The following is a 17490-nucleotide window of genomic DNA, read 5'->3' as shown; positions in this document are numbered from 1 at the left end:
TCGCGCCAGAGGATTCATGGGCAAAGGCCCTCGCTGCGCATCAATTTGCCGAGATCGAGCGCACCCCGAAGGCAATCAGCCCGGCGGCCGCGATGAAGTAGACCGAGATTGCCATCATCTGCGCGGGAAAGGGAAAGCCGAGGTCGATCAGCAACCCGGTAAGGCCCGGGCCGATGGCAGAGCCGAACACCATGAGCGCCGAGGCAAGCGCCTTGATCGAGCCGATATGGCGGGTGCCGTAGAATTCGGCCCAGAACGCCGAGGGAACGGTGCCCGTCGAGCCGGAGGTTATGCCGAGCAGGGCAAAAGCCAGGGCGGCGGCGGCCAGCGTATCGGCGCGGCCCATCAGGAAGAACCCGATGGCCATCGGCAGCAAAATCCACGGCATCAGCCGCGCGGTTCCGAACCGGTCCACCGCCCAGCCGCTGATCAGCATGAAGACCAGGCTGACGCCCGAATAGACCGGGAAGAGCGCCACATATTGCAGCAGTGGCCAGCCCTTCACCTCGGCCAGATGGACCTGGTGGAAAAACAGCGCCGTGCCGAAGGCGGGCGGCCCGATCAGAAGCGGCACGACGAACCAGAACAGCGGATGACGCAGCACCTCGCCGCGCGTCCAGTGCCGCCCCTGCATTCCGGTCGCGTCCGACGAGGCGCTCATTTCGCTGGGGATACGCTCGCGTTGCAGGAGCAACGACAGAAGCGGAATCGCCAGCACGGCCGCCCCTGCGGCAATGACCCAGAGCCAGCGCCAGTCATACAATGCCAGAAGGGCGACGAAAGCCATCGGCAGCAGGGCCTCGCCAAGCGTGAAGCCAAGCCGGGCGATGGCGAGGGCCTTGCCGCGCGTGGCGGTAAACCAGCGTGCCATGGCGACCACGGCCAGATGGTTCGTCATCCCCTGCCCGGTGAATCTGAGCGCGAAGATCACGACAACGAGCAGCCAGGCATTCGGCACCAGCGCCATGGCCAGGGCCGCAAGCGCCAGCCCGCTCAGCACCACGGCACCAAGACTGCGCACGCGGTAGCGGTCGGTCAGCACACCGGACCAGACCATCAGCACGGCGGAGCCTGTTGTGGCGATCGTATAAAGCCCGCCCCATTGGCCGTGGCTCAGCCCAAATGTTTCGCGGATCTCGCCGGCGAAGATCGAGATGAAAAAGGTCTGCCCGAAGCTTGACGTGAAGGTGAGCAGGAACCCGGCGGTCAGCCAGGCCGCGTTGACACGAAGGAAGGCGACGAAACTCATAGCCCCCCTTCGCGCCTTTGGCGGAAAAAGGAAAGCGGATTCAGAGCATGTAGCGGCTGATATCGGAGGATTTCATCAGTGCGCCAAGGTTCGCCTCGACATAGCCCTTGTCGACCGTGATCGCATCGCCGGACTTGTCGGGCGCGACGAAGCTCAGCTCTTCGAATACCCGTTCCATCACCGTGTAGAGCCGCCGCGCGCCGATATTCTCGACGCTGCGGTTCACCTCGGCGGCAATCCGCGCGATGGCGGCGATGCCGTCTTCGGTGAAGCTCACATGCACCTCTTCGGTGCCCATCAGCGCGGTGTATTGCAGGGTGAGCGCATTGTCGGTCTCGGTGAGGATGCGCACGAAATCCTGTTCGGTCAGTGCATCGAGTTCGACCCGGATCGGCAACCGGCCCTGAAGCTCCGGCAACAGGTCGGACGGTTTGGCGATGTGGAAGGCGCCGGAGGCGATGAACAGGATATGATCGGTCTTCACCGGCCCATGCTTGGTGCTTACCGTCGTGCCCTCGATCAGCGGCAGGAGGTCGCGCTGCACGCCTTCGCGGCTTACGTCACCGCCGCGCACATCGGAGCGTGCCGCCACCTTGTCGATCTCGTCGAGAAAGACGATGCCGTTCTGCTCCACCGCTTCCAGCGCGGCCTTGTTGACGGCTTCATCGTCGAGCAGCTTGTCGGCTTCCTCGGCGACCAGCACGTCATAGCTGTCGGCCACCATGAGCTTGCGCCGCACGGTGCGCCCGCCAAACGCCTTGCCGAAAATGTCGCCCAGCGAGGCCACGCCCATACCCATGCCGGGCTGGCCGGGGATATCGAACATCGGCATCCCGCCGCCGGAATTGTCTTGCAGATCGAGCTCGATTTCGCGGTCGTCCAGCTCGCCCGCCCGCAGCTTCTTGCGAAACATCTCGCGGGTCTGCTCGCGGGCATCCTTGCCGGCGATGGCCTCGATCACACGATCTTCGGCATGGGCTTCGGCGGCGGCCTTCACGTCTTCGCGCATCTGCGCACGGGTCTGGATGATCGCGGCATCCACCAGATCGCGCACGATCTGCTCCACGTCGCGGCCCACATAGCCCACTTCGGTAAACTTGGTCGCCTCGACCTTGATGAAAGGCGCCTTCGCCAGCCGGGCGAGGCGGCGGGAAATCTCGGTCTTGCCCACACCGGTCGGCCCGATCATCAGGATGTTCTTCGGATAGACCTCTTCGCGCAGCTCGGGGCTGAGCTGCTTGCGCCGCCAGCGGTTGCGCAGCGCGACCGCCACGGCGCGCTTGGCCTCCTTCTGGCCGATGATGAAACGGTCGAGTTCGGAGACGATCTCGCGCGGGGTCAGGTCGGTCATTTGTCGCTCCTGTCGATATTCTTTGTGACATATGGAATTGGGTTTGAGAGAAGATACCAACCCTCGTTTCCATCGGTCATGATGGCGCCGGCCGCCCCGATACCTAAAAGGATTTCGCGGGTTTCTTGCTCACTACGACCAATCCTGACGGCAAGGTCCTTGAGCCGAAGCAGCGGCGCATCAGTACTCTCGAAAGCAGATAGAAGAAGTCGTTCGGCAGGTTTGACGACACGATTTCTGTGTCTTTTCTCACGTATATTTTCCAGCAGTAACGGGCCCAGAAATGATCCAAACAACGAACCACCAAATACGGCGGCGATCATTTCGTAGAAACTCATTTCTCGATCGTCTCCACGATCAAATTGCCGTTGGTGTACACACAGATATCGGCGGCGATGGCCATCGCGGTGCGGGCGATCTCTTCCGCCGATTTGTCGCTGTCCATGATCGCCCGCGCGGCGGCGAGCGCGTAGTTGCCGCCGGAGCCGATGGCCGTCACGTCATGTTCCGGTTCCAGCACGTCGCCCGCGCCGGTGACGACGAACAGCCCGTCGCCATCGGTGACGATCAGCATCGCTTCGAGCTTTTGCAGATATTTATCGGTGCGCCAGTCCTTTGCCAGCTCGACGCAGGCGCGGGCAAGCTGGCCGGGGGTAACCTCTAGCTTGGCTTCCAGCCGTTCGAGCAGGGTGAAGGCATCGGCGGTGGAGCCGGCGAAACCGGCGACGATCTCGTGCCCGCCCGGAGTGAGCCGCCGCACCTTGCGGGCGGTGCCCTTGATGACGGTCTGCCCCAGGCTCACCTGCCCGTCGCCTGCAATGACGACCTTGCCGCCCTTCTTGACGCCGATGATCGTGGTGCCGTGCCAGCCGGGAAATTCGCTCTCAGCCATGTCGCCTCCATTTCCGTTCCCCGCTATATGGCCTTCCGCTCCCAAGACGACAACCACCGGTCTTGCCGCGCTTTCGCGCCAAAGCTAGCGTGCGGCCATGCCCGAGCCCCGTATCCTGCGCATCTACCTCGATCCCGTCTCGCTCCGGATGGCGCGCGAAGGATCGTTTGGCTTTGTGAAGCGGGTGCGTGCGGCGTTCGGGGCGCGGGGCTTCGAGGTGAGCTTCACTGAAGACACCGATGCCGAACGGCTGCTGTCGGAAGCGCGGCCGGGCTACAGCCTGTTTCTGATGAAGGATCCGTTCCACCCGCGCGCCCTGTCGATGCGGCGGGCCTATTATTATCCGTTCTGGCGGATCGAGGCCTCGGCGAAACGCTGGGAGTTTCGGGTAGCGCAAAAACACTTCAATCCGGATGAAACAGACACTGATATCGCCACGGAATGGTTCAATCGCTGGCGCCGGTTCCTGTTCAGGAAGAAGCCGCTCAACGCTGAGCGGAGCGGCTTGATCTATGTGCCCCTGCAGGGGCGCCTGCTCGATCACCGTTCATTTCAGTCGATGAGTCCGGTTGAGATGATCGGCGAGGTGCAGGCACGGGCCGGCGGGCGCCGCATTCTGCTGGGGCTGCATCCCGGCGAGAGCCATGCGCCGGATGAAATCGCCGCGGTGGAGCGGATCGCGGCAGACGATCCGCGGGTGACGCTGCAGAAGGGCGGCATGGAAGAGGCGCTGCGGATCTGCGATCTGGTGGTGACCCAAAACTCCACCGCCGCGCTCTCGGGTTTCTTCTTCCGCAAGCCGGCGATGCTGTTTGGCGAGACCGATTTTCACCACCAGATGCCGCGCGTCTCTGCGCTTGGGGTGGATGAGGCCTGGCGCATGGCGGAAGAGATCACCCCCGCTTATGCCCGCTATCTCTACTGGTTCATCCAGCTGAACGCGATCAAGGCCGATACGGAGATGGCCGAAAGCCAGATCGTCGAGACCTGCCGAAGCCACGGCTGGGAGGTCTGAAAAAGAGACTATTCCGCCTCGATCCAGCCTTTCAGATTGTCTTGCGCCACGGCGGCCAGCATCGCGATATGGGCCGGATCGTCGTTCAGGCAGGGCAGATAGGTGAAGCTCTCGCCACCCGCTTCGATAAAGCTCTCGCGGATCTCTTCCTCGATCTCTTCCAGCGTCTCGATATTATCGGCGGAAAAGGCGGGCGCGATCACCGCGATCCGCTTCGTTCCCGCCCGCGCCAGACGCGCAACCTCGTCGACCGTATAGGGCTTCAGCCATTCCTCCCTGCCGAATACCGACTGGAAGGTGCTGACCACCCGGCCTTCGCCCCAGCCCAGCCGCTCGCGCAGGAGCCGTGTCGTTTTCTGGCATTGGCAATGATAGGGGTCGCCCTCGGTCAGATAGCGTTGCGGCATCCCGTGATAGGAGCAGACCAGCAGATCGGGGGCCTCGGCTTCGGTCGGGTAAACCCGCTCGACCGACCGGGCCAGCGCCTCGATGTAATCCGCACGGTCGAAATAGGGTGGCACGGTACGGCTGGCGGGCTGGAACTTGCCGCCTCTCAGCGCCCGGAAGAACGTATCGTTCGCCGTCGCGGTCGTGGTCGAGGAATATTGCGGGTAGAGCGGGAAGAAGAGGATCTTGGTACATCCCGCCTTCACCATCGCCTCGACCTTCGATTTTGTCGACGGATTGCCGTAGCGCATGGCGAAGTCGACCATCACGCGGTTACCGAAGCGCGCCTCAAGCGCGGCGCGCAGCTTGTCGCTCTGCGCCCGGGTGACCGTCATCAGCGGGCTCTCGCCCAACTCGTTGTTCCAGATCTTCTTGTAGTTCGCCCCCGACCGCGATGGCCGGACCGACAGGACGATCCCCTGCAGGATCGGCTGCCACTTCCACCGCGGCAGGTCGATCACCCGCGGATCGGACAGGAATTCGTTCAGATAGCGCCGCATCGACCAGTAATCGTAATGGTCCGGCGTTCCGAGATTGGCGATGAGCACACCCACCTTGTCGGCGGGCACGTCCGGGTGATCGGCGGGCATATGTGTGGTGTCGCGCATATCCTGGCTCTTTGCTGGGTCGGTCCGTGATAGCGATCCGGGCGAATGGGTCAATCGGACAATTTGGGCTCGGTCGCGTTCAGAGCATCGGCCAGCCGCGCGGTGGCGGAGCCGGGTTTGAGCGGTTTCTGCTGGCTTTCATGCGGTGCCCAGCCGGTGAGAAAGACCATCTCGAAGGTTGCCGGGATGCGCCCGTCATCGCCATAGGCTTCGGCGTAGCGCCGGGCGGCGCGGGTGAAAAACGCGCGTGGCGTATGGCCCGCGCGGGCGCTGAGCGCGTTGCCTTCCCCCATCGCGCGCAGATCGTGCAGGAGGGCGAACAGATCGGCATAGGTCACCCTGCGCAGCGCCGCATCCGCCACTGGCAGCGCCAGCCCGGCCATCTGCAGCATATGGCCGAGATCGCGAATCTCGGCCATCGGCAGCACGCGGGGCGAGAGGCCGCCTTTCATTTCTATCTCGGTTTCCGCCAGCACGGCGCGCAACTCGTTCAGTGTTTGCCCGGCATAGGTGACGCCAAGAAACATGCCGTCGGGCCGCAGCGCCTGATGGCATTGAAACACCTGCGTCACCGGATCGTTGGCCCAATGCAGCGACAGGCCGTGGATCACCAGATCATGGGCGCCGGGTTCCAGTGCGAGGATGTCGGTATCGGGCACGATCAGGGCATCGGGGAAGGCCTCGCGCCACGGATCGGGGAAACCCGTCACGATCGCGGGTGCCGTAAACGTTCTGTTAACCATTTGCAGCCGATCCTGCACCTCATCCGCCGCTTCCCGTTGCAGGAACATGGCATCGTCGCGCGCGCGGGCGCGGATGCGGGCAAGGCGGGTGGGATCGACGAGGTCAGCCATGGCGCGGACCATAAATTGACGGAGCCGGAATGCAATCGCCCCTTGCCATCCTCTACCCGCCGCAATGCGTAAGCTGTGGCGAGCCGATTGCCGACGATCACGGGTTGTGTGGCAAATGCTGGGCAGAGACGCCCTTCATCACCGGCCATGTCTGCGATGCATGTGGCGCGCCGCTGCCGGGCGAGAGCGACGGCGCGGCCGATCTGTGCGACGATTGCATCGCCACCGCGCGGCCCTGGTCGCGGGGCCGCGCGGCGCTGATCTATACAGGCAATGGCCGCCGGATGGTGCTGCAGATCAAGCTTTCGGACCGGCTGGACCTGGTGCCGCCCGCCGCCGGCTGGATGGCGCGGGCCGGGCGCGAGCTGATCTCGCCCGATATGCTGGTGGTGCCGATCCCGGCGCATTGGATGCGGATCTTTGCCCGGCGCTATAATCAGGCGGCGGAGCTGGCGCGGGCGCTGGGCCGTAAAACCGGCCTCGATGTAGCACCGACGGCGCTGATCCGTCCGCGCCGCACCGAAAAGCAGGAAGGCATGGGGCGCGAAGGACGCTTTGCCAATATGCACGATGCAATCCGGCCGCATCCGAAGCGCGGCACGGTTCTGCGCGGCCGGCGTGTGCTGCTGGTTGACGATGTGATGACCTCGGGCGCGACCTTCGCCGCCGCATCCGAAGCCTGCTATGCCGCGGGCGCGAAAGACGTTTTGACGCTGGCACTGGCACGCACCGTGAAGGATGCCTAGATTGCCCCAAACGGCGCTGCGGCGCCCGGTAAAGGAACAGGCAGATGCAACCCGTCACCATGTATACGAAGCCCTATTGCGGCTTCTGCCACGCCGCCAAGCGGCTGCTCGCCAAGAAGGGCGTCGAGTTCACCGAGATCGACATTCAGGCCCAGCCCGAGCTGCGCCAGGAGATGATCCAGAAATCCGGCCAGTTCACCGTGCCGCAGATCTGGATCGGCGAAACCCATGTCGGCGGATTTGACGACATGTATGACCTCGAACAACGCGGCAAGCTCGATCCGCTGTTGCAAGGCTGATGCGCGCGGGTCTCGTCCAGCTTACGTCGGGCGACGATCCGGCGGCCAATCTTGGCGAAACGCTCCGCCTTGTGCGCGAGGCGGTGGCCGGTGGCGCCGACTTCGTGCTGACGCCGGAGGTGACGAACATCGTCTCGATGGACCGCGCTCATCAGCGCGCCGTGCTCCAGCCGGAAGCGCATGATCCGACGCTGGCGGCGCTGCGTAACGAGGCGCGTGCGGCGGGCATCTGGCTGCTGATCGGCTCGCTCGCGGTGAAAACGGAGGATGCGGACGGGCGCTTTGCCAACCGCTCTTTCCTGATCTCGCCTCAGGGCGAGATTGCCGCGCGCTATGACAAGATCCACATGTTCGACGTGGAGATCTCCGAGTCGGAAACCTACCGCGAAAGCGCCGGTTACCGCCCCGGCACCCGCGCCGTTCTGGCCGAAACCCCGCTTGGCCGGATCGGCCTGACGATCTGCTACGATCTGCGCTTTCCCGAACTGTTCCGCCGCCTCGCCGGCGCGGGCGCGCAGATCATCACCGTGCCTGCCGCCTTCTCGCCCGTCACCGGGGCGGCGCATTGGGAAAGCCTGCTGCGCGCCCGCGCCATCGAAACGGGCTGCTTCATCCTCGCACCGGCCCAGACCGGGCAGCACAGCCCGCGCCGCGCCACCCACGGCCATTCGCTCGCCGTGGCCCCATGGGGTGAGGTTCTGGCCGATGCGGGCACCGAGCCGGGCGTCACGCTGGTTGATTTGGACCTCGCAGACGTGGAACATGCGCGCAGCCGCGTCCCGTCGCTGAAACACCACAGAGAATTCGAAGGTCCCTGAATGTCTGATCACGCTGAAAGCCTGTCGGTTGCGCTGTTCAGCGAGATGTTCATGGCCGACCAGCTTGCCCGTACCGCACTTTCAAAAGTGTTGCCCAAGGGGATGGAGCTTAGCCATTTCTCGGTGCTGAACCACCTTGCCAACGTGGCCGAGCCGAAAAGCCCCGCCCAGCTCGCGCGGACCTTTCACGTCACCCGTGGCGCGATGACCAATACGCTCGGCAAGCTCGAATGGGCGGGTCATGTGCATATCCACCCCGATTGGGACGATGCGCGCCGCAAGCTGGTGACGATCAGCCCGGCCGGGCGCAAGGCCCGCGATACGGCGCTCAGCGCCATTGCGCCGCTGATCGCAGACGTGGTTGCCACCATCGGACCGGACAAGGTGCGCGCCGCCCTGCCGGTGCTGCGCGAAATCCGCGCACGCTTCGATCAGCCGGATTAGGCCGGTTTCACGCTGGCGGTGACGTAATTCACGCTCAGATCGCTGTCGGAGATCGACCAGCTCCAGCTCAGCGGATTGAAGACGAAGCCGGATGTGTTCGTTACCGTCAGCCCCGCCTGGGCGATCAGATCGGTAAGCTCGTCGGGCGTGATGAACTTGTGCCACTCATGCGTGCCCACCGGCAGCCAGCGCATCACCCGCTCGGCGCCGAAGATCGCCATCATGTAGCTTTTCGGGTTGCGGTTGATCGTCGAGGCCACCATCAGCCCGCCCGGTTTCAGAAGCTGACGGCAGGCTATGAGATAGTCGATCGGGCTGGCCACATGCTCGACCACCTCCATGTTGAGCACCACGTCAAATTGCTCGCCCGCGTCGGCCAGCGCCTCGGCTGTGGTGAAGCGATAGTCGATCTCCAGCCCCGATTGCTCGGCATGAATCCGCGCCACCGGAATGTTGCGCTCGGCGGCATCGGCCCCCACGACCGTTGCCCCAAGCCGCGCCATCGGCTCCGACAAGAGCCCGCCGCCGCAGCCGATATCGAGCAGGCGCAGCCCCTCGAACGGCTTGTCTCCCCGCAGATCGCGCCCGAAGGTTTCGGCGATCTTCCGGGTGATGTAGTCCAGCCGGACCGGATTCATCATGTGCAGCGGCTTGAACTTGCCGGTCGGATCCCACCATTCGGCAGACATCGCTTCGAACTTGGCGACTTCGGAGGGATCGACGGTGCTTTGCGCGGCGCTCATCTCGGCTCTCTTTCTCATGGCGGTCATTTCTCGTGGGCCTTATATAGGGTTCCCATGGACAAGGCCGCAGGAAAAAACACCGCAGGCGGGAAACTCTACCCGGCCAAGGAGCCCTATCGCCGGCACATGCTGGAGGTGGGCGACGGGCACACGCTCTATGTGGAAGAGGTGGGCAACCCGCATGGCATCCCGGTCGTGGTGTTTCACGGCGGGCCGGGCGGCGGCTGCTCGCCGGCGATGCGGCGCTTCTTCGACCCCGACAAGTACCGCGCCATCCTGTTCGATCAGCGCGGCTGCGGCCGGTCACGTCCGCATGCCAGCGTGCGGGCCAACACCACCTGGCATCTCGTGCGCGACATCGAACATATCCGCAGGACGCTCGGGATCGACCGTTGGGTGGTGTTCGGCGGCTCCTGGGGGGCGACGCTCGGGCTGGTTTATGCCCAGACCCATCCCGGCCGTGTGGCCTGGCTGGTGCTGCGCGGCGTGTTCCTGGCCACCCGAGGCGAGCTCGATTGGTTCTATGGCGGCGGCGCGGGGCAGTTCTGGCCGGATCTGTGGGAGCGTTTCACCGGCCCGATCCCGGCGGAGGAACGTCACGATATGATCGCCGCCTATCACAAGCGCCTGTTCTCCGGCGACCGTGCCGATGAGGTGGTGCATGCCAAGACCTGGGCGGCCTGGGAAAACGCGCTCGCCTCGATCGACAACGATGGCGCCATGATCGACAGCCCGGCGGATTACGCGCTCGCCTTCTCGCGCATCGAGAACCACTATTTCATCAACAACGCCTTTCTCGACGACGCCCGGCAGATCATGCCCAACATGGCGAAGATCGCCCATGTGCCCGGCACCATCGTTCAGGGCCGCCACGACATGATCTGCCCGCCCGCCTCGGCCTGGGCGCTGCACAAGGCATGGCCCACGAGCGAGCTGCGCATGGTGCCGAAAGCCGGCCACGCGGTGAGCGAACCGGGCATCGCGGCGGAACTGGTGCGCACGATGGACAAGCTTGCCCGGCAGCGGGAGACACTGGGGGTGTAGGCCATGGCGGCACGAGCGCAATTCTGGGATCGGATCGCAAAGAAATACGCCGCTTCCCCGATTGCCGACGAAGCCAGCTACCAGCGCAAGCTGGAGCTGACATCGGCACGGATGACGCCGGACATGGAGGTGCTTGAATTCGGTTGCGGCACCGGCGGCACCGCCCGCATCCATGCCCCGAAAGTAAAGCGCTACCGCGCCACTGACATCTCATCCGCCATGATCGACATCGCCCGGGAGAAGGGGCCGGTGCCGGACAATCTCAGCTTCGAGGTGGCCGCTTTCGATACGATGCCGGTTGACGAAAACAGCCTCGACATGGTGCTGGGCCTCTCGATTCTCCACCTCGTGCCAGACCCGGATGCGACCATCGCCAAGGCGTTCAGGATCTTGAAGCCGGGCGGGATTTTCGTCACCTCCACGGCCTGCATGGGGCGGATGTGGTTTCTCAAGCCCTTCGTCCCGCTCGGACGCGCAGTCGGGCTACTGCCGGAGCTGAGGTTTTTCACCGAGGACGGGCTACGGGAAAAGATGCGCAAAGCGGGATTCGAGATCGAGGAAGACTGGCAGGGGAAGAAGGGGGCGGCGCTGTTTCTGATTGCGCGCAGGAAAAACTGAGTCAAGCCAGAGTCTTAGACTAAGCATATGAATCCATTATAAGAATCTTTCGGTCGGTATTGACGCCAGCACTCAGATGGAGTAAATTCCCAGTATGCATTGTGCGCCAGCCAATAGCATACGTCATGCGTGACACGGTGATATTCTGCCGGCCGTAGCACCACGAAAGTGGGAGCGCATTGTGGGGTTCCTGGCAGGCCCCACCGCATGGCGACTACCTCATCCAATGTCTTCGAACCAAGTCGCCCCGTTTCAAAACGGATCTGGTTTGCCGATGCTGCATTTTGTGCATGGTTCGGACATACGATCGAGATTGATCCGCAGTCATTTTCAGCGCCACCTTGTAGCGAACACCAGAAACATCGTCTTGATAGACGACGACGAATGCCATTTTTCGATCGGAGATCCACAACCCCTGCTGCAAAACACTTGGCAGAAGAAGGAGGGTTTCGAGTGCGATATGGTCTCCGTGTTGCGCCAGTATGTGCCTTACTGATTGCGTTGAAAGGACGACAGTATCCCTTGAGACTCGCGAATATTTTTTCACTTCGAATGGCAGGACCCCAACCTGAAGGTCACCGCGATGTCCGGCTCGAAGTGTACGCAAATCACCAAGCTGAATTTCCATTTTTTCATAGAGGGATAACATCCCAAAAAGTTCAAGGCGCATGTTCTTTCTTGCAGACTCACCCCAACCGCCCTATATCCCCCTCAACAGCGGCGCTTCGGCTTCCAAACCCGAGGCTCCACCGGAACGACGAACGGGCCCGCTGGCCCGTTTTTTTGTGCTTGGAGAACCCGTGACCGATCTGGTTGCCAAAACATCCATCGACCAGCGACTGGCCGAGATCGTCCGCCCCGCCATCGAGGGGATGGGCTATGAGCTTGTGCGCCTGCGGCTGATGGGCGGCAATACGCCGACGCTACAGATCATGGCCGAGAAGCCGGACGGCGGCATCGAGGTGGACGATCTGGCCGAGATCAACACCGCCGTCAGCGCGGTGCTCGACGTGGAAGATCCGATCACCGAGAATTACACGCTTGAAGTATCAAGCCCCGGGATCGACCGGCCGCTGACCCGGCTGAAGGATTTCGATACCTGGGACGGCTACGTCGCCAAGATCGAGACCAGCGAGATGATCGACGGCCGCAAGCGGTTCAAGGGCGTTCTGGCCGGGACCGAGGGCGAGGAAGTGCTGATCGAGATCGAGGATCAGGGCGAGCCCGTCACCATCGGCCTCACCTTCGATCTGCTCGCCGACGCCAAGCTCGTGCTCACCGACGAGCTGATCCGGGAAACACTTCGCCAGCGCAAACACGCTGTCGACATAGACGAAACCCAGTTTGACGACATCCTGAACGACAGTTCTGAGGAGGACTGACCCATGGCAATCACCTCTGCCAACCAGCTTGAACTGCTGCAAACCGCCGAAGCGGTCGCCCGTGAGAAGATGATCGACCCGGGCCTCGTGATCGAGGCGATGGAAGAGAGCCTCGCGCGGGCTGCCAAGAGCCGGTATGGCGCCGAGATGGACATTCGCGTCTCGATCGACCGCAAGACCGGCAAGGCCACCTTCACCCGGGTGCGCACTGTGGTCGAGGACGAAGAGCTGGAGAATTACCAGGCCGAGCTGACCGTGGAACAGGCCAAGCAATATCTCGACGATCCGAAGGTGGGCGACACCATCGTCGACGAGGTGCCGCCGGTCGAGATGGGCCGGATCGCCGCCCAGAGCGCCAAGCAGGTGATCCTGCAGAAAGTGCGTGAGGCCGAGCGTGATCGTCAGTACGAAGAGTTCAAGGATCGCGCCGGCACGATCATCAACGGCGTTGTCAAGCGCGAGGAATACGGCAACGTCATCGTCGATGTGGGTGCGGGCGAAGCGATCCTGCGCCGCAACGAAAAGATCGGCCGCGAGAGCTACCGCCCGAATGACCGCATTCGCTGCTACGTGAAAGATGTGCGCCGTGAGACCCGTGGCCCGCAGATCTTCCTCAGCCGCACCGCGCCGGAATTCATGGCCGAGCTGTTCAAGATGGAAGTGCCCGAAATCTACGATGGCATCATCGAGATCAAGGCCGTGGCCCGTGATCCGGGCTCGCGCGCCAAGATCGCCGTGGTGTCCTATGATGGCTCGATCGACCCGGTCGGCGCCTGTGTCGGTATGCGCGGCTCGCGCGTGCAGGCCGTGGTGAACGAGCTTCAGGGCGAAAAGATCGACATCATCCCGTGGAACGAAGATGTGCCGACCTTCCTGGTCAACGCGCTTCAGCCCGCCGAGGTCTCCAAGGTCGTGCTCGACGAAGACGCCGGCAAGATCGAGGTGGTGGTGCCCGACGAGCAGCTTTCGCTCGCCATCGGGCGGCGCGGCCAGAATGTGCGCCTCGCCTCGCAGCTTACCGCGCTCGATATCGACATTCTCACCGAGGAAGAAGAAAGCGCGCGCCGCCAGGCCGAGTTTGCCGAGCGCACCAAGCTGTTCATGGAGACGCTGGACCTCGACGAATTCTTCGCCCAGCTCCTCGTGGCCGAGGGCTTTACCTCGCTCGAAGAGGTGGCTTATGTCGAGCTTGACGAGCTGCTGGTGATCGACGGCGTCGATGAAGACACCGCCAACGAGCTGCAGGCCCGCGCCCGCGACTTCCTCGAGGAGCAGAACAAGAAGGCGATGGAACATGCCCGCGAGCTTGGCGTGCAGGACAGCCTGGTGAGCTTCGAGGGGCTTACCCCGCAAATGATCGAAGCGCTGGCCGAAGATGGTGTGCTGACGCTGGAAGACTTCGCCACTTGCGCTGACTGGGAGCTGGCCGGCGGCTGGACGACCGTTGACGGCGAACGCCAGAAGGACGATGGCATTCTCGAAAAATTCGATATGAACCTCGAAGAGGCGCAAAACCTCGTGATGACCGCCCGGATCCAGCTTGGCTGGGTCGATCCGGCGGACCTTGTTGACGAGGAAGAGGCCGAAGAGGGCGAAGCCACCGAGGAGGCCGAGGCCTGATCCCAGGCCTCGGAGCTCGGCACATGACCCGGGGTGGTCAGCCGAAGACCAGGGCCGACGGGCCTGAGCGGCGGTGCATCGCCACGGGAGAGGTGCAGCCCAGGAACGGGCTTATCCGCTTCGTGGTTGCCCCCGACGGCCGGATCGTGCCCGATCTTCTGGGCAAGCTGCCGGGGCGGGGCATCTGGGTTGCCGCCAGCCGCAAGGCACTGGAAAAGGCGGTGCTGAAGGGCCTCTTCGCCCGTGCTGCCCGCCAGCCGGTGGATGTGCCGGAAGATCTGATCGCCTCGGTCGAGGAAGGGCTGGCCGACCGGGTGGTTCACCTGATCTCGCTCGCGCGCAAGGCGGGTGAAGCGGTCGCCGGGTTCGAGAAGGTGAAAGACTGGCTGGCGAAGGATCAGGCCAAAGTGCTGATCCAGGCATCGGACGGGTCCGAACGAGGCAAGTCAAAGCTTCGCCCGCCGCCCGGAAAGGGCAGTTTTATTGGCTGTTTGACCGCCGGGGAATTGGGTTTGGCATTCGGGCGGGAAAATGTGATACATGGCGCGCTCGCGGGTGGCGGACTCACGACACGTGTAGTAGAGGAAGCCGCAAAGCTTGCAGGCTTGCGAGAAAAAGACGGCGGCAGCGACCGCCGGAAAGGTACGAAGACGAGATGAGCGATAGCGACGGCAAAAAGCCCCTTGGTTTGCGCGGTGGTGCCCGGTCGGGGCAGGTGAAGCAGAGCTTCAGCCACGGGCGGACCAAGAACGTGGTGGTCGAGACGAAGCGCAAGCGCGTTGTCGTGCCCAAGCCGGGTGCCGGCGGCGCGCAGGGCGGCGGTGCGCAATCGCCCGCCGAGGCGGATCCGTCGAAACGCCCCGCCGGGATCTCCGACGCCGAACTTGAGCGCCGGATGAAGGCGCTTGCCGCGGCCAAGGCCAACGAGGCCGAGGAAGAGCGCCGCCGCGAGCAAGAGGAAAAGGCCCGCGAGGAAGAGCGCGATCGCCGCCGCCGCGAAGCCGAAGAGAAAGAGCGCGAAGAGAAAGAGCGCCAGGAAGCCGCGCGCCGCAAGGCCGAGGAAGACGAGCGCAAGCGCAAGGAAGAAGCCGCTGCGAAGAAGCCGACGCCGGTTTCCGACCCTGCCGAGGCGCAGGTTGCCGAAGCGCGTGGCGGCAAGCCCGCCGGTCCGCGCAAGCCGGATCGCGAGCGCCCGGCCGAAGAGCGCAGCGTGCGTGGCAAGGCCAGCCGTGACGACAGCAACCGCCGCGCCGGCAAGCTGACGCTGAACCAGGCGCTTTCGGGTGGCGAAGGCGGGCGGCAACGCTCCGTTGCCGCGATGAAGCGCAAGCAGGAACGGATGCGCCAGAAGGCGATGGGTGGCGGTGCCTCGCACGAGAAGATCGTGCGCGACGTTCAGGTGCCCGAAACCATCGTGGTGCAGGAGCTTGCCAATCGCATGGCCGAGCGCGTGGCCGATGTGGTCAAGGCGCTCATGAAAATGGGCATGATGGTCACCCAGAATCAGTCGATCGACGCCGATACGGCGGAGCTGATCGTCGAGGAATTCGGCCACCGCATCCAGCGCGTGTCCGACGCCGACGTGGAACAGGTGATCGACACCGTCGAGGACAAGGCCGAAGACCTTCAGCCGCGCCCGCCGGTCATCACCGTCATGGGCCATGTCGACCACGGCAAGACCTCGGTGCTCGATGCGATCCGCCATTCGAAGGTGACCGCTGGCGAGGCCGGGGGCATCACCCAGCATATCGGCGCCTATCAGGTGACAACCGATGGCGGCCAGGTGCTGACCTTCCTCGACACGCCGGGCCACGCTGCCTTTACCTCGATGCGCGCGCGCGGTGCCCAGGTGACCGATATCGTCGTGCTGGTCGTGGCTGCCGATGACGCGGTGATGCCGCAGACGATCGAGGCCATCAACCACGCCAAGGCCGCCGGCGTGCCGATGATCGTGGCGATCAACAAGGTCGACCTGCCCGCCGCCAACCCCGACAAGGTGCGCACCGATCTGCTCCAGCACGAGGTGGTCGTCGAAAAGATGTCGGGTGACGTGCAGGACGTGGAAGTCTCGGCCAAGACCGGCCAGGGCCTCGATGCGCTGCTTGAAGCCATTGCGCTGCAGGCGGAGATTCTCGAACTCAAAGCCAACCCCGACCGTGCCGCGCAGGGCGCCGTGATCGAAGCCCAGCTCGACGTGGGCCGCGGCCCCGTCGCCACCGTTCTCGTGCAGAACGGGACGCTCAAACAAGGCGACATCTTTGTCGTCGGCGAGCAATGGGGCAAGGTCCGCGCGATGGAGAACGATCGCGGCGAGCGCGTGGCCGAAGCCGGTCCGTCGGTGCCCGTCGAGGTGCTTGGCCTCAACGGCACGCCGGAAGCAGGCGATGTGCTCAACGTGGTTGAGACCGAGGCGCAGGCGCGCGAGATCGCTGAGTATCGCGAGCAGGCCGCCAAGGATAAACGCGCCGCTGCCGGTGCGGGCACCTCGCTGGAACAGCTTCTCGCTCAGGCCAAGGCCGATGAAAGCGTCAAGGAACTGCCGATCCTCGTCAAAGCCGATGTGCAGGGTTCCGCCGAAGCCATCGCTCAGGCGATGGAGAAGATCGGCAACGAAGAAGTTCGCGTGCGGGTGCTGCATTACGGTGTTGGCGCGATTACCGAGACGGATATCGGCCTCGCCGAAGCCTCCGGCGCGCCGGTCATCGGCTTCAACGTCCGGGCCAACGCCCCGGCCCGTGCCAGCGCCAACCAGAAAGGCGTCGAGATCCGCTACTACTCGGTGATCTACGACCTGGTGGACGATGTGAAGGCGGCCGCTTCGGGCCTGCTTTCGGCCGAAGTGCGCGAAAACTTCATCGGTTACGCCGAGATCAAGGAAGTCTTCAAGGTGTCCGGCGTCGGCAAGGTTGCCGGCTGCCTCGTGACCGAAGGCGTTGCCCGCCGCTCGGCCGGCGTGCGCCTGCTGCGCGACAACGTTGTGATCCACGAAGGCACGCTGAAAACGCTCAAGCGCTTCAAGGACGAGGTCAAGGAAGTGCATTCGGGCCAGGAATGCGGCATGGCGTTTGAAAACTATGACGACATTCGCCCCGGCGACGTGATCGAGATCTTCGAGCGCGAGGAAGTCGAACGCACGCTTGAGTGATGTTTTCCGACCGGAATGACAAAAGGGGCGCCCTGTGGCGCCCCTTCTCTTTTTGGGTCGAGATGAAACCTCAGGCTGCCTGCGGCGATGTCACCGGACGGCCTATGAATTCCTGTTTTCCGACGCGCACGACGATGCGGCCATCGGACAAATTTCGGACAAACATGCCCTGAACCGAAATACAGCTACCGACAGTGATTGTCTTGACCATGTTC

20 protein-coding genes are annotated in these 17490 nt (G+C 63.6%); 11 read left to right on the top strand and 9 right to left on the bottom strand.

Going from position 1 to position 17490, the window contains the following annotated elements:
- Positions 1–40: 40 nt before the first annotated feature.
- Genes QMG28_RS01560 through hslV form a run of 4 tightly spaced genes read right to left on the bottom strand, consistent with a single transcriptional unit; the run spans position 41 to position 3492 of the window.
- Positions 41–1249 carry an MFS transporter gene (locus tag QMG28_RS01560; protein WP_281840405.1) on the bottom strand — a complete coding sequence of 403 codons (1209 nt, stop codon included), beginning with the start codon at positions 1247–1249 and terminating at the stop codon, positions 41–43.
- A gap of 40 nt (positions 1250–1289) precedes the next feature.
- Positions 1290–2600, bottom strand: a complete 1311-nt coding sequence (gene hslU / locus QMG28_RS01555) for an ATP-dependent protease ATPase subunit HslU (protein ID WP_281840404.1) — start codon at positions 2598–2600, stop codon at positions 1290–1292.
- Positions 2597–2938 (bottom strand): hypothetical protein, encoded by a 342-nt coding sequence (locus QMG28_RS01550; protein WP_281840403.1) that lies wholly within the window; start codon positions 2936–2938, stop codon positions 2597–2599. The genes hslU and QMG28_RS01550 overlap by 4 nt, the downstream gene beginning before the upstream one ends.
- Complete coding sequence (gene hslV, locus QMG28_RS01545; RefSeq protein ID WP_281840402.1) at positions 2935–3492, bottom strand: ATP-dependent protease subunit HslV; 558 nt, start codon at positions 3490–3492, stop codon at positions 2935–2937. Before hslV ends, QMG28_RS01550 begins: the two co-directional genes overlap by 4 nt.
- 97 nt (positions 3493–3589) lie before the next feature.
- Between hslV and QMG28_RS01540 the strand changes: the two genes are divergently transcribed.
- Entirely contained in the window at positions 3590–4507 is a 918-nt protein-coding gene (locus tag QMG28_RS01540) for a hypothetical protein (protein ID WP_281840401.1), read from the top strand.
- Positions 4508–4515: 8 nt separating this feature from the next.
- On the opposite strand, the gene hemH is transcribed toward QMG28_RS01540, so the two are convergent.
- Both hemH and QMG28_RS01530 read right to left on the bottom strand, forming a co-directional pair.
- The gene (hemH, locus tag QMG28_RS01535; protein ID WP_281840400.1) at positions 4516–5562 is read right to left on the bottom strand and encodes a ferrochelatase; all 1047 of its coding nucleotides are present in this window, start codon (positions 5560–5562) and stop codon (positions 4516–4518) included.
- A gap of 50 nt (positions 5563–5612) precedes the next feature.
- Positions 5613–6416: a methyltransferase domain-containing protein gene (locus tag QMG28_RS01530; protein ID WP_281840399.1), complete on the bottom strand. Its 804-nt coding sequence runs from the start codon at positions 6414–6416 to the stop codon at positions 5613–5615.
- Between the two features lie 29 nt (positions 6417–6445).
- Here QMG28_RS01530 and QMG28_RS01525 point away from each other — a divergent pair, with 29 nt between their 5' ends.
- From QMG28_RS01525 to QMG28_RS01510, 4 genes are read left to right on the top strand one after another with little or no spacing between them, the layout of a single operon-like run.
- Positions 6446–7162, top strand: a complete 717-nt coding sequence (locus QMG28_RS01525; RefSeq protein WP_281840398.1) for a ComF family protein — start codon at positions 6446–6448, stop codon at positions 7160–7162.
- A gap of 44 nt (positions 7163–7206) precedes the next feature.
- The gene (grxC, locus tag QMG28_RS01520) at positions 7207–7461 is read left to right on the top strand and encodes a glutaredoxin 3 (protein ID WP_281840397.1); all 255 of its coding nucleotides are present in this window, start codon (positions 7207–7209) and stop codon (positions 7459–7461) included.
- Positions 7461–8279, top strand: coding sequence for a carbon-nitrogen hydrolase family protein (locus QMG28_RS01515; RefSeq protein ID WP_281840396.1), 819 nt, complete (start codon positions 7461–7463; stop codon positions 8277–8279). The genes grxC and QMG28_RS01515 overlap by 1 nt, the downstream gene beginning before the upstream one ends.
- On the top strand, positions 8280–8723 hold the full coding sequence (locus QMG28_RS01510) for a MarR family winged helix-turn-helix transcriptional regulator (protein WP_281840395.1): 444 nt from the start codon (positions 8280–8282) through the stop codon (positions 8721–8723).
- Here the strand turns inward: QMG28_RS01510 and ubiG are convergent.
- Positions 8720–9466, bottom strand: a complete 747-nt coding sequence (gene ubiG, locus QMG28_RS01505; protein ID WP_281841040.1) for a bifunctional 2-polyprenyl-6-hydroxyphenol methylase/3-demethylubiquinol 3-O-methyltransferase UbiG — start codon at positions 9464–9466, stop codon at positions 8720–8722. The genes QMG28_RS01510 and ubiG overlap by 4 nt on opposite strands.
- Positions 9467–9520: 54 nt before the next feature.
- Between ubiG and pip the strand changes: the two genes are divergently transcribed.
- Both pip and QMG28_RS01495 read left to right on the top strand, forming a co-directional pair.
- On the top strand, positions 9521–10510 hold the full coding sequence (pip, locus tag QMG28_RS01500; RefSeq protein WP_281840394.1) for a prolyl aminopeptidase: 990 nt from the start codon (positions 9521–9523) through the stop codon (positions 10508–10510).
- A 3-nt stretch (positions 10511–10513) separates the two neighbouring features.
- Positions 10514–11128 (top strand): class I SAM-dependent methyltransferase, encoded by a 615-nt coding sequence (locus QMG28_RS01495; RefSeq protein ID WP_281840393.1) that lies wholly within the window; start codon positions 10514–10516, stop codon positions 11126–11128.
- Positions 11129–11342: 214 nt separating this feature from the next.
- On the opposite strand, the gene QMG28_RS01490 is transcribed toward QMG28_RS01495, so the two are convergent.
- A complete protein-coding gene (locus QMG28_RS01490) occupies positions 11343–11798 on the bottom strand; it encodes a hypothetical protein (protein ID WP_281840392.1) in 456 nt (151 codons plus the stop codon).
- A gap of 130 nt (positions 11799–11928) precedes the next feature.
- Here QMG28_RS01490 and rimP point away from each other — a divergent pair, with 130 nt between their 5' ends.
- Genes rimP through infB form a run of 4 tightly spaced genes read left to right on the top strand, consistent with a single transcriptional unit; the run spans position 11929 to position 17275 of the window.
- Positions 11929–12510, top strand: coding sequence for a ribosome maturation factor RimP (gene rimP / locus QMG28_RS01485; RefSeq protein WP_281840391.1), 582 nt, complete (start codon positions 11929–11931; stop codon positions 12508–12510).
- A 3-nt stretch (positions 12511–12513) separates the two neighbouring features.
- Positions 12514–14130 (top strand): transcription termination factor NusA, encoded by a 1617-nt coding sequence (gene nusA / locus QMG28_RS01480; protein ID WP_281840390.1) that lies wholly within the window; start codon positions 12514–12516, stop codon positions 14128–14130.
- A 23-nt stretch (positions 14131–14153) separates the two neighbouring features.
- Positions 14154–14789: an RNA-binding protein gene (locus tag QMG28_RS01475; protein ID WP_281840389.1), complete on the top strand. Its 636-nt coding sequence runs from the start codon at positions 14154–14156 to the stop codon at positions 14787–14789.
- Positions 14786–17275 carry a translation initiation factor IF-2 gene (gene infB / locus QMG28_RS01470; protein WP_281840388.1) on the top strand — a complete coding sequence of 830 codons (2490 nt, stop codon included), beginning with the start codon at positions 14786–14788 and terminating at the stop codon, positions 17273–17275. Before QMG28_RS01475 ends, infB begins: the two co-directional genes overlap by 4 nt.
- A gap of 70 nt (positions 17276–17345) precedes the next feature.
- On the opposite strand, the gene QMG28_RS01465 is transcribed toward infB, so the two are convergent.
- A complete protein-coding gene (locus tag QMG28_RS01465; protein ID WP_281840387.1) occupies positions 17346–17486 on the bottom strand; it encodes a hypothetical protein in 141 nt (46 codons plus the stop codon).
- Positions 17487–17490 lie beyond the last annotated feature (4 nt).

Origin of the sequence: Sinisalibacter aestuarii, from assembly GCF_027923545.1 — a bacterium.
GTDB lineage: Bacteria > Pseudomonadota > Alphaproteobacteria > Rhodobacterales > Rhodobacteraceae > Sinisalibacter > Sinisalibacter aestuarii.
Note: the sequence above shows the minus strand (reverse complement) of the source record. Positions and strands in the feature narration are given on the sequence as shown.

Excerpts from the sequence above, each read along its gene's own strand:
- ubiG (WP_281841040.1), bottom strand. The coding sequence starts at position 9,466 with ATGAGCGCCGCGCAAAGCACCGTCGATCCCTCCGAAGTCGCCAAGTTC.
- grxC (WP_281840397.1), top strand. The coding sequence starts at position 7,207 with ATGCAACCCGTCACCATGTATACGAAGCCCTATTGCGGCTTCTGCCAC.
- QMG28_RS01465 (WP_281840387.1), bottom strand. The coding sequence starts at position 17,486 with ATGGTCAAGACAATCACTGTCGGTAGCTGTATTTCGGTTCAGGGCATG.
- QMG28_RS01475 (WP_281840389.1), top strand. The coding sequence starts at position 14,154 with ATGACCCGGGGTGGTCAGCCGAAGACCAGGGCCGACGGGCCTGAGCGG.
- hslU (WP_281840404.1), bottom strand. The coding sequence starts at position 2,600 with ATGACCGACCTGACCCCGCGCGAGATCGTCTCCGAACTCGACCGTTTC.
- hslV (WP_281840402.1), bottom strand. The coding sequence starts at position 3,492 with ATGGCTGAGAGCGAATTTCCCGGCTGGCACGGCACCACGATCATCGGC.
- QMG28_RS01510 (WP_281840395.1), top strand. The coding sequence starts at position 8,280 with ATGTCTGATCACGCTGAAAGCCTGTCGGTTGCGCTGTTCAGCGAGATG.
- infB (WP_281840388.1), top strand. The coding sequence starts at position 14,786 with ATGAGCGATAGCGACGGCAAAAAGCCCCTTGGTTTGCGCGGTGGTGCC.
- nusA (WP_281840390.1), top strand. The coding sequence starts at position 12,514 with ATGGCAATCACCTCTGCCAACCAGCTTGAACTGCTGCAAACCGCCGAA.
- pip (WP_281840394.1), top strand. The coding sequence starts at position 9,521 with ATGGACAAGGCCGCAGGAAAAAACACCGCAGGCGGGAAACTCTACCCG.
- QMG28_RS01490 (WP_281840392.1), bottom strand. The coding sequence starts at position 11,798 with ATGCGCCTTGAACTTTTTGGGATGTTATCCCTCTATGAAAAAATGGAA.
- QMG28_RS01550 (WP_281840403.1), bottom strand. The coding sequence starts at position 2,938 with ATGAGTTTCTACGAAATGATCGCCGCCGTATTTGGTGGTTCGTTGTTT.
- QMG28_RS01495 (WP_281840393.1), top strand. The coding sequence starts at position 10,514 with ATGGCGGCACGAGCGCAATTCTGGGATCGGATCGCAAAGAAATACGCC.
- QMG28_RS01530 (WP_281840399.1), bottom strand. The coding sequence starts at position 6,416 with ATGGCTGACCTCGTCGATCCCACCCGCCTTGCCCGCATCCGCGCCCGC.
- QMG28_RS01560 (WP_281840405.1), bottom strand. The coding sequence starts at position 1,249 with ATGAGTTTCGTCGCCTTCCTTCGTGTCAACGCGGCCTGGCTGACCGCC.
- QMG28_RS01515 (WP_281840396.1), top strand. The coding sequence starts at position 7,461 with ATGCGCGCGGGTCTCGTCCAGCTTACGTCGGGCGACGATCCGGCGGCC.
- hemH (WP_281840400.1), bottom strand. The coding sequence starts at position 5,562 with ATGCGCGACACCACACATATGCCCGCCGATCACCCGGACGTGCCCGCC.
- QMG28_RS01540 (WP_281840401.1), top strand. The coding sequence starts at position 3,590 with ATGCCCGAGCCCCGTATCCTGCGCATCTACCTCGATCCCGTCTCGCTC.
- QMG28_RS01525 (WP_281840398.1), top strand. The coding sequence starts at position 6,446 with ATGCAATCGCCCCTTGCCATCCTCTACCCGCCGCAATGCGTAAGCTGT.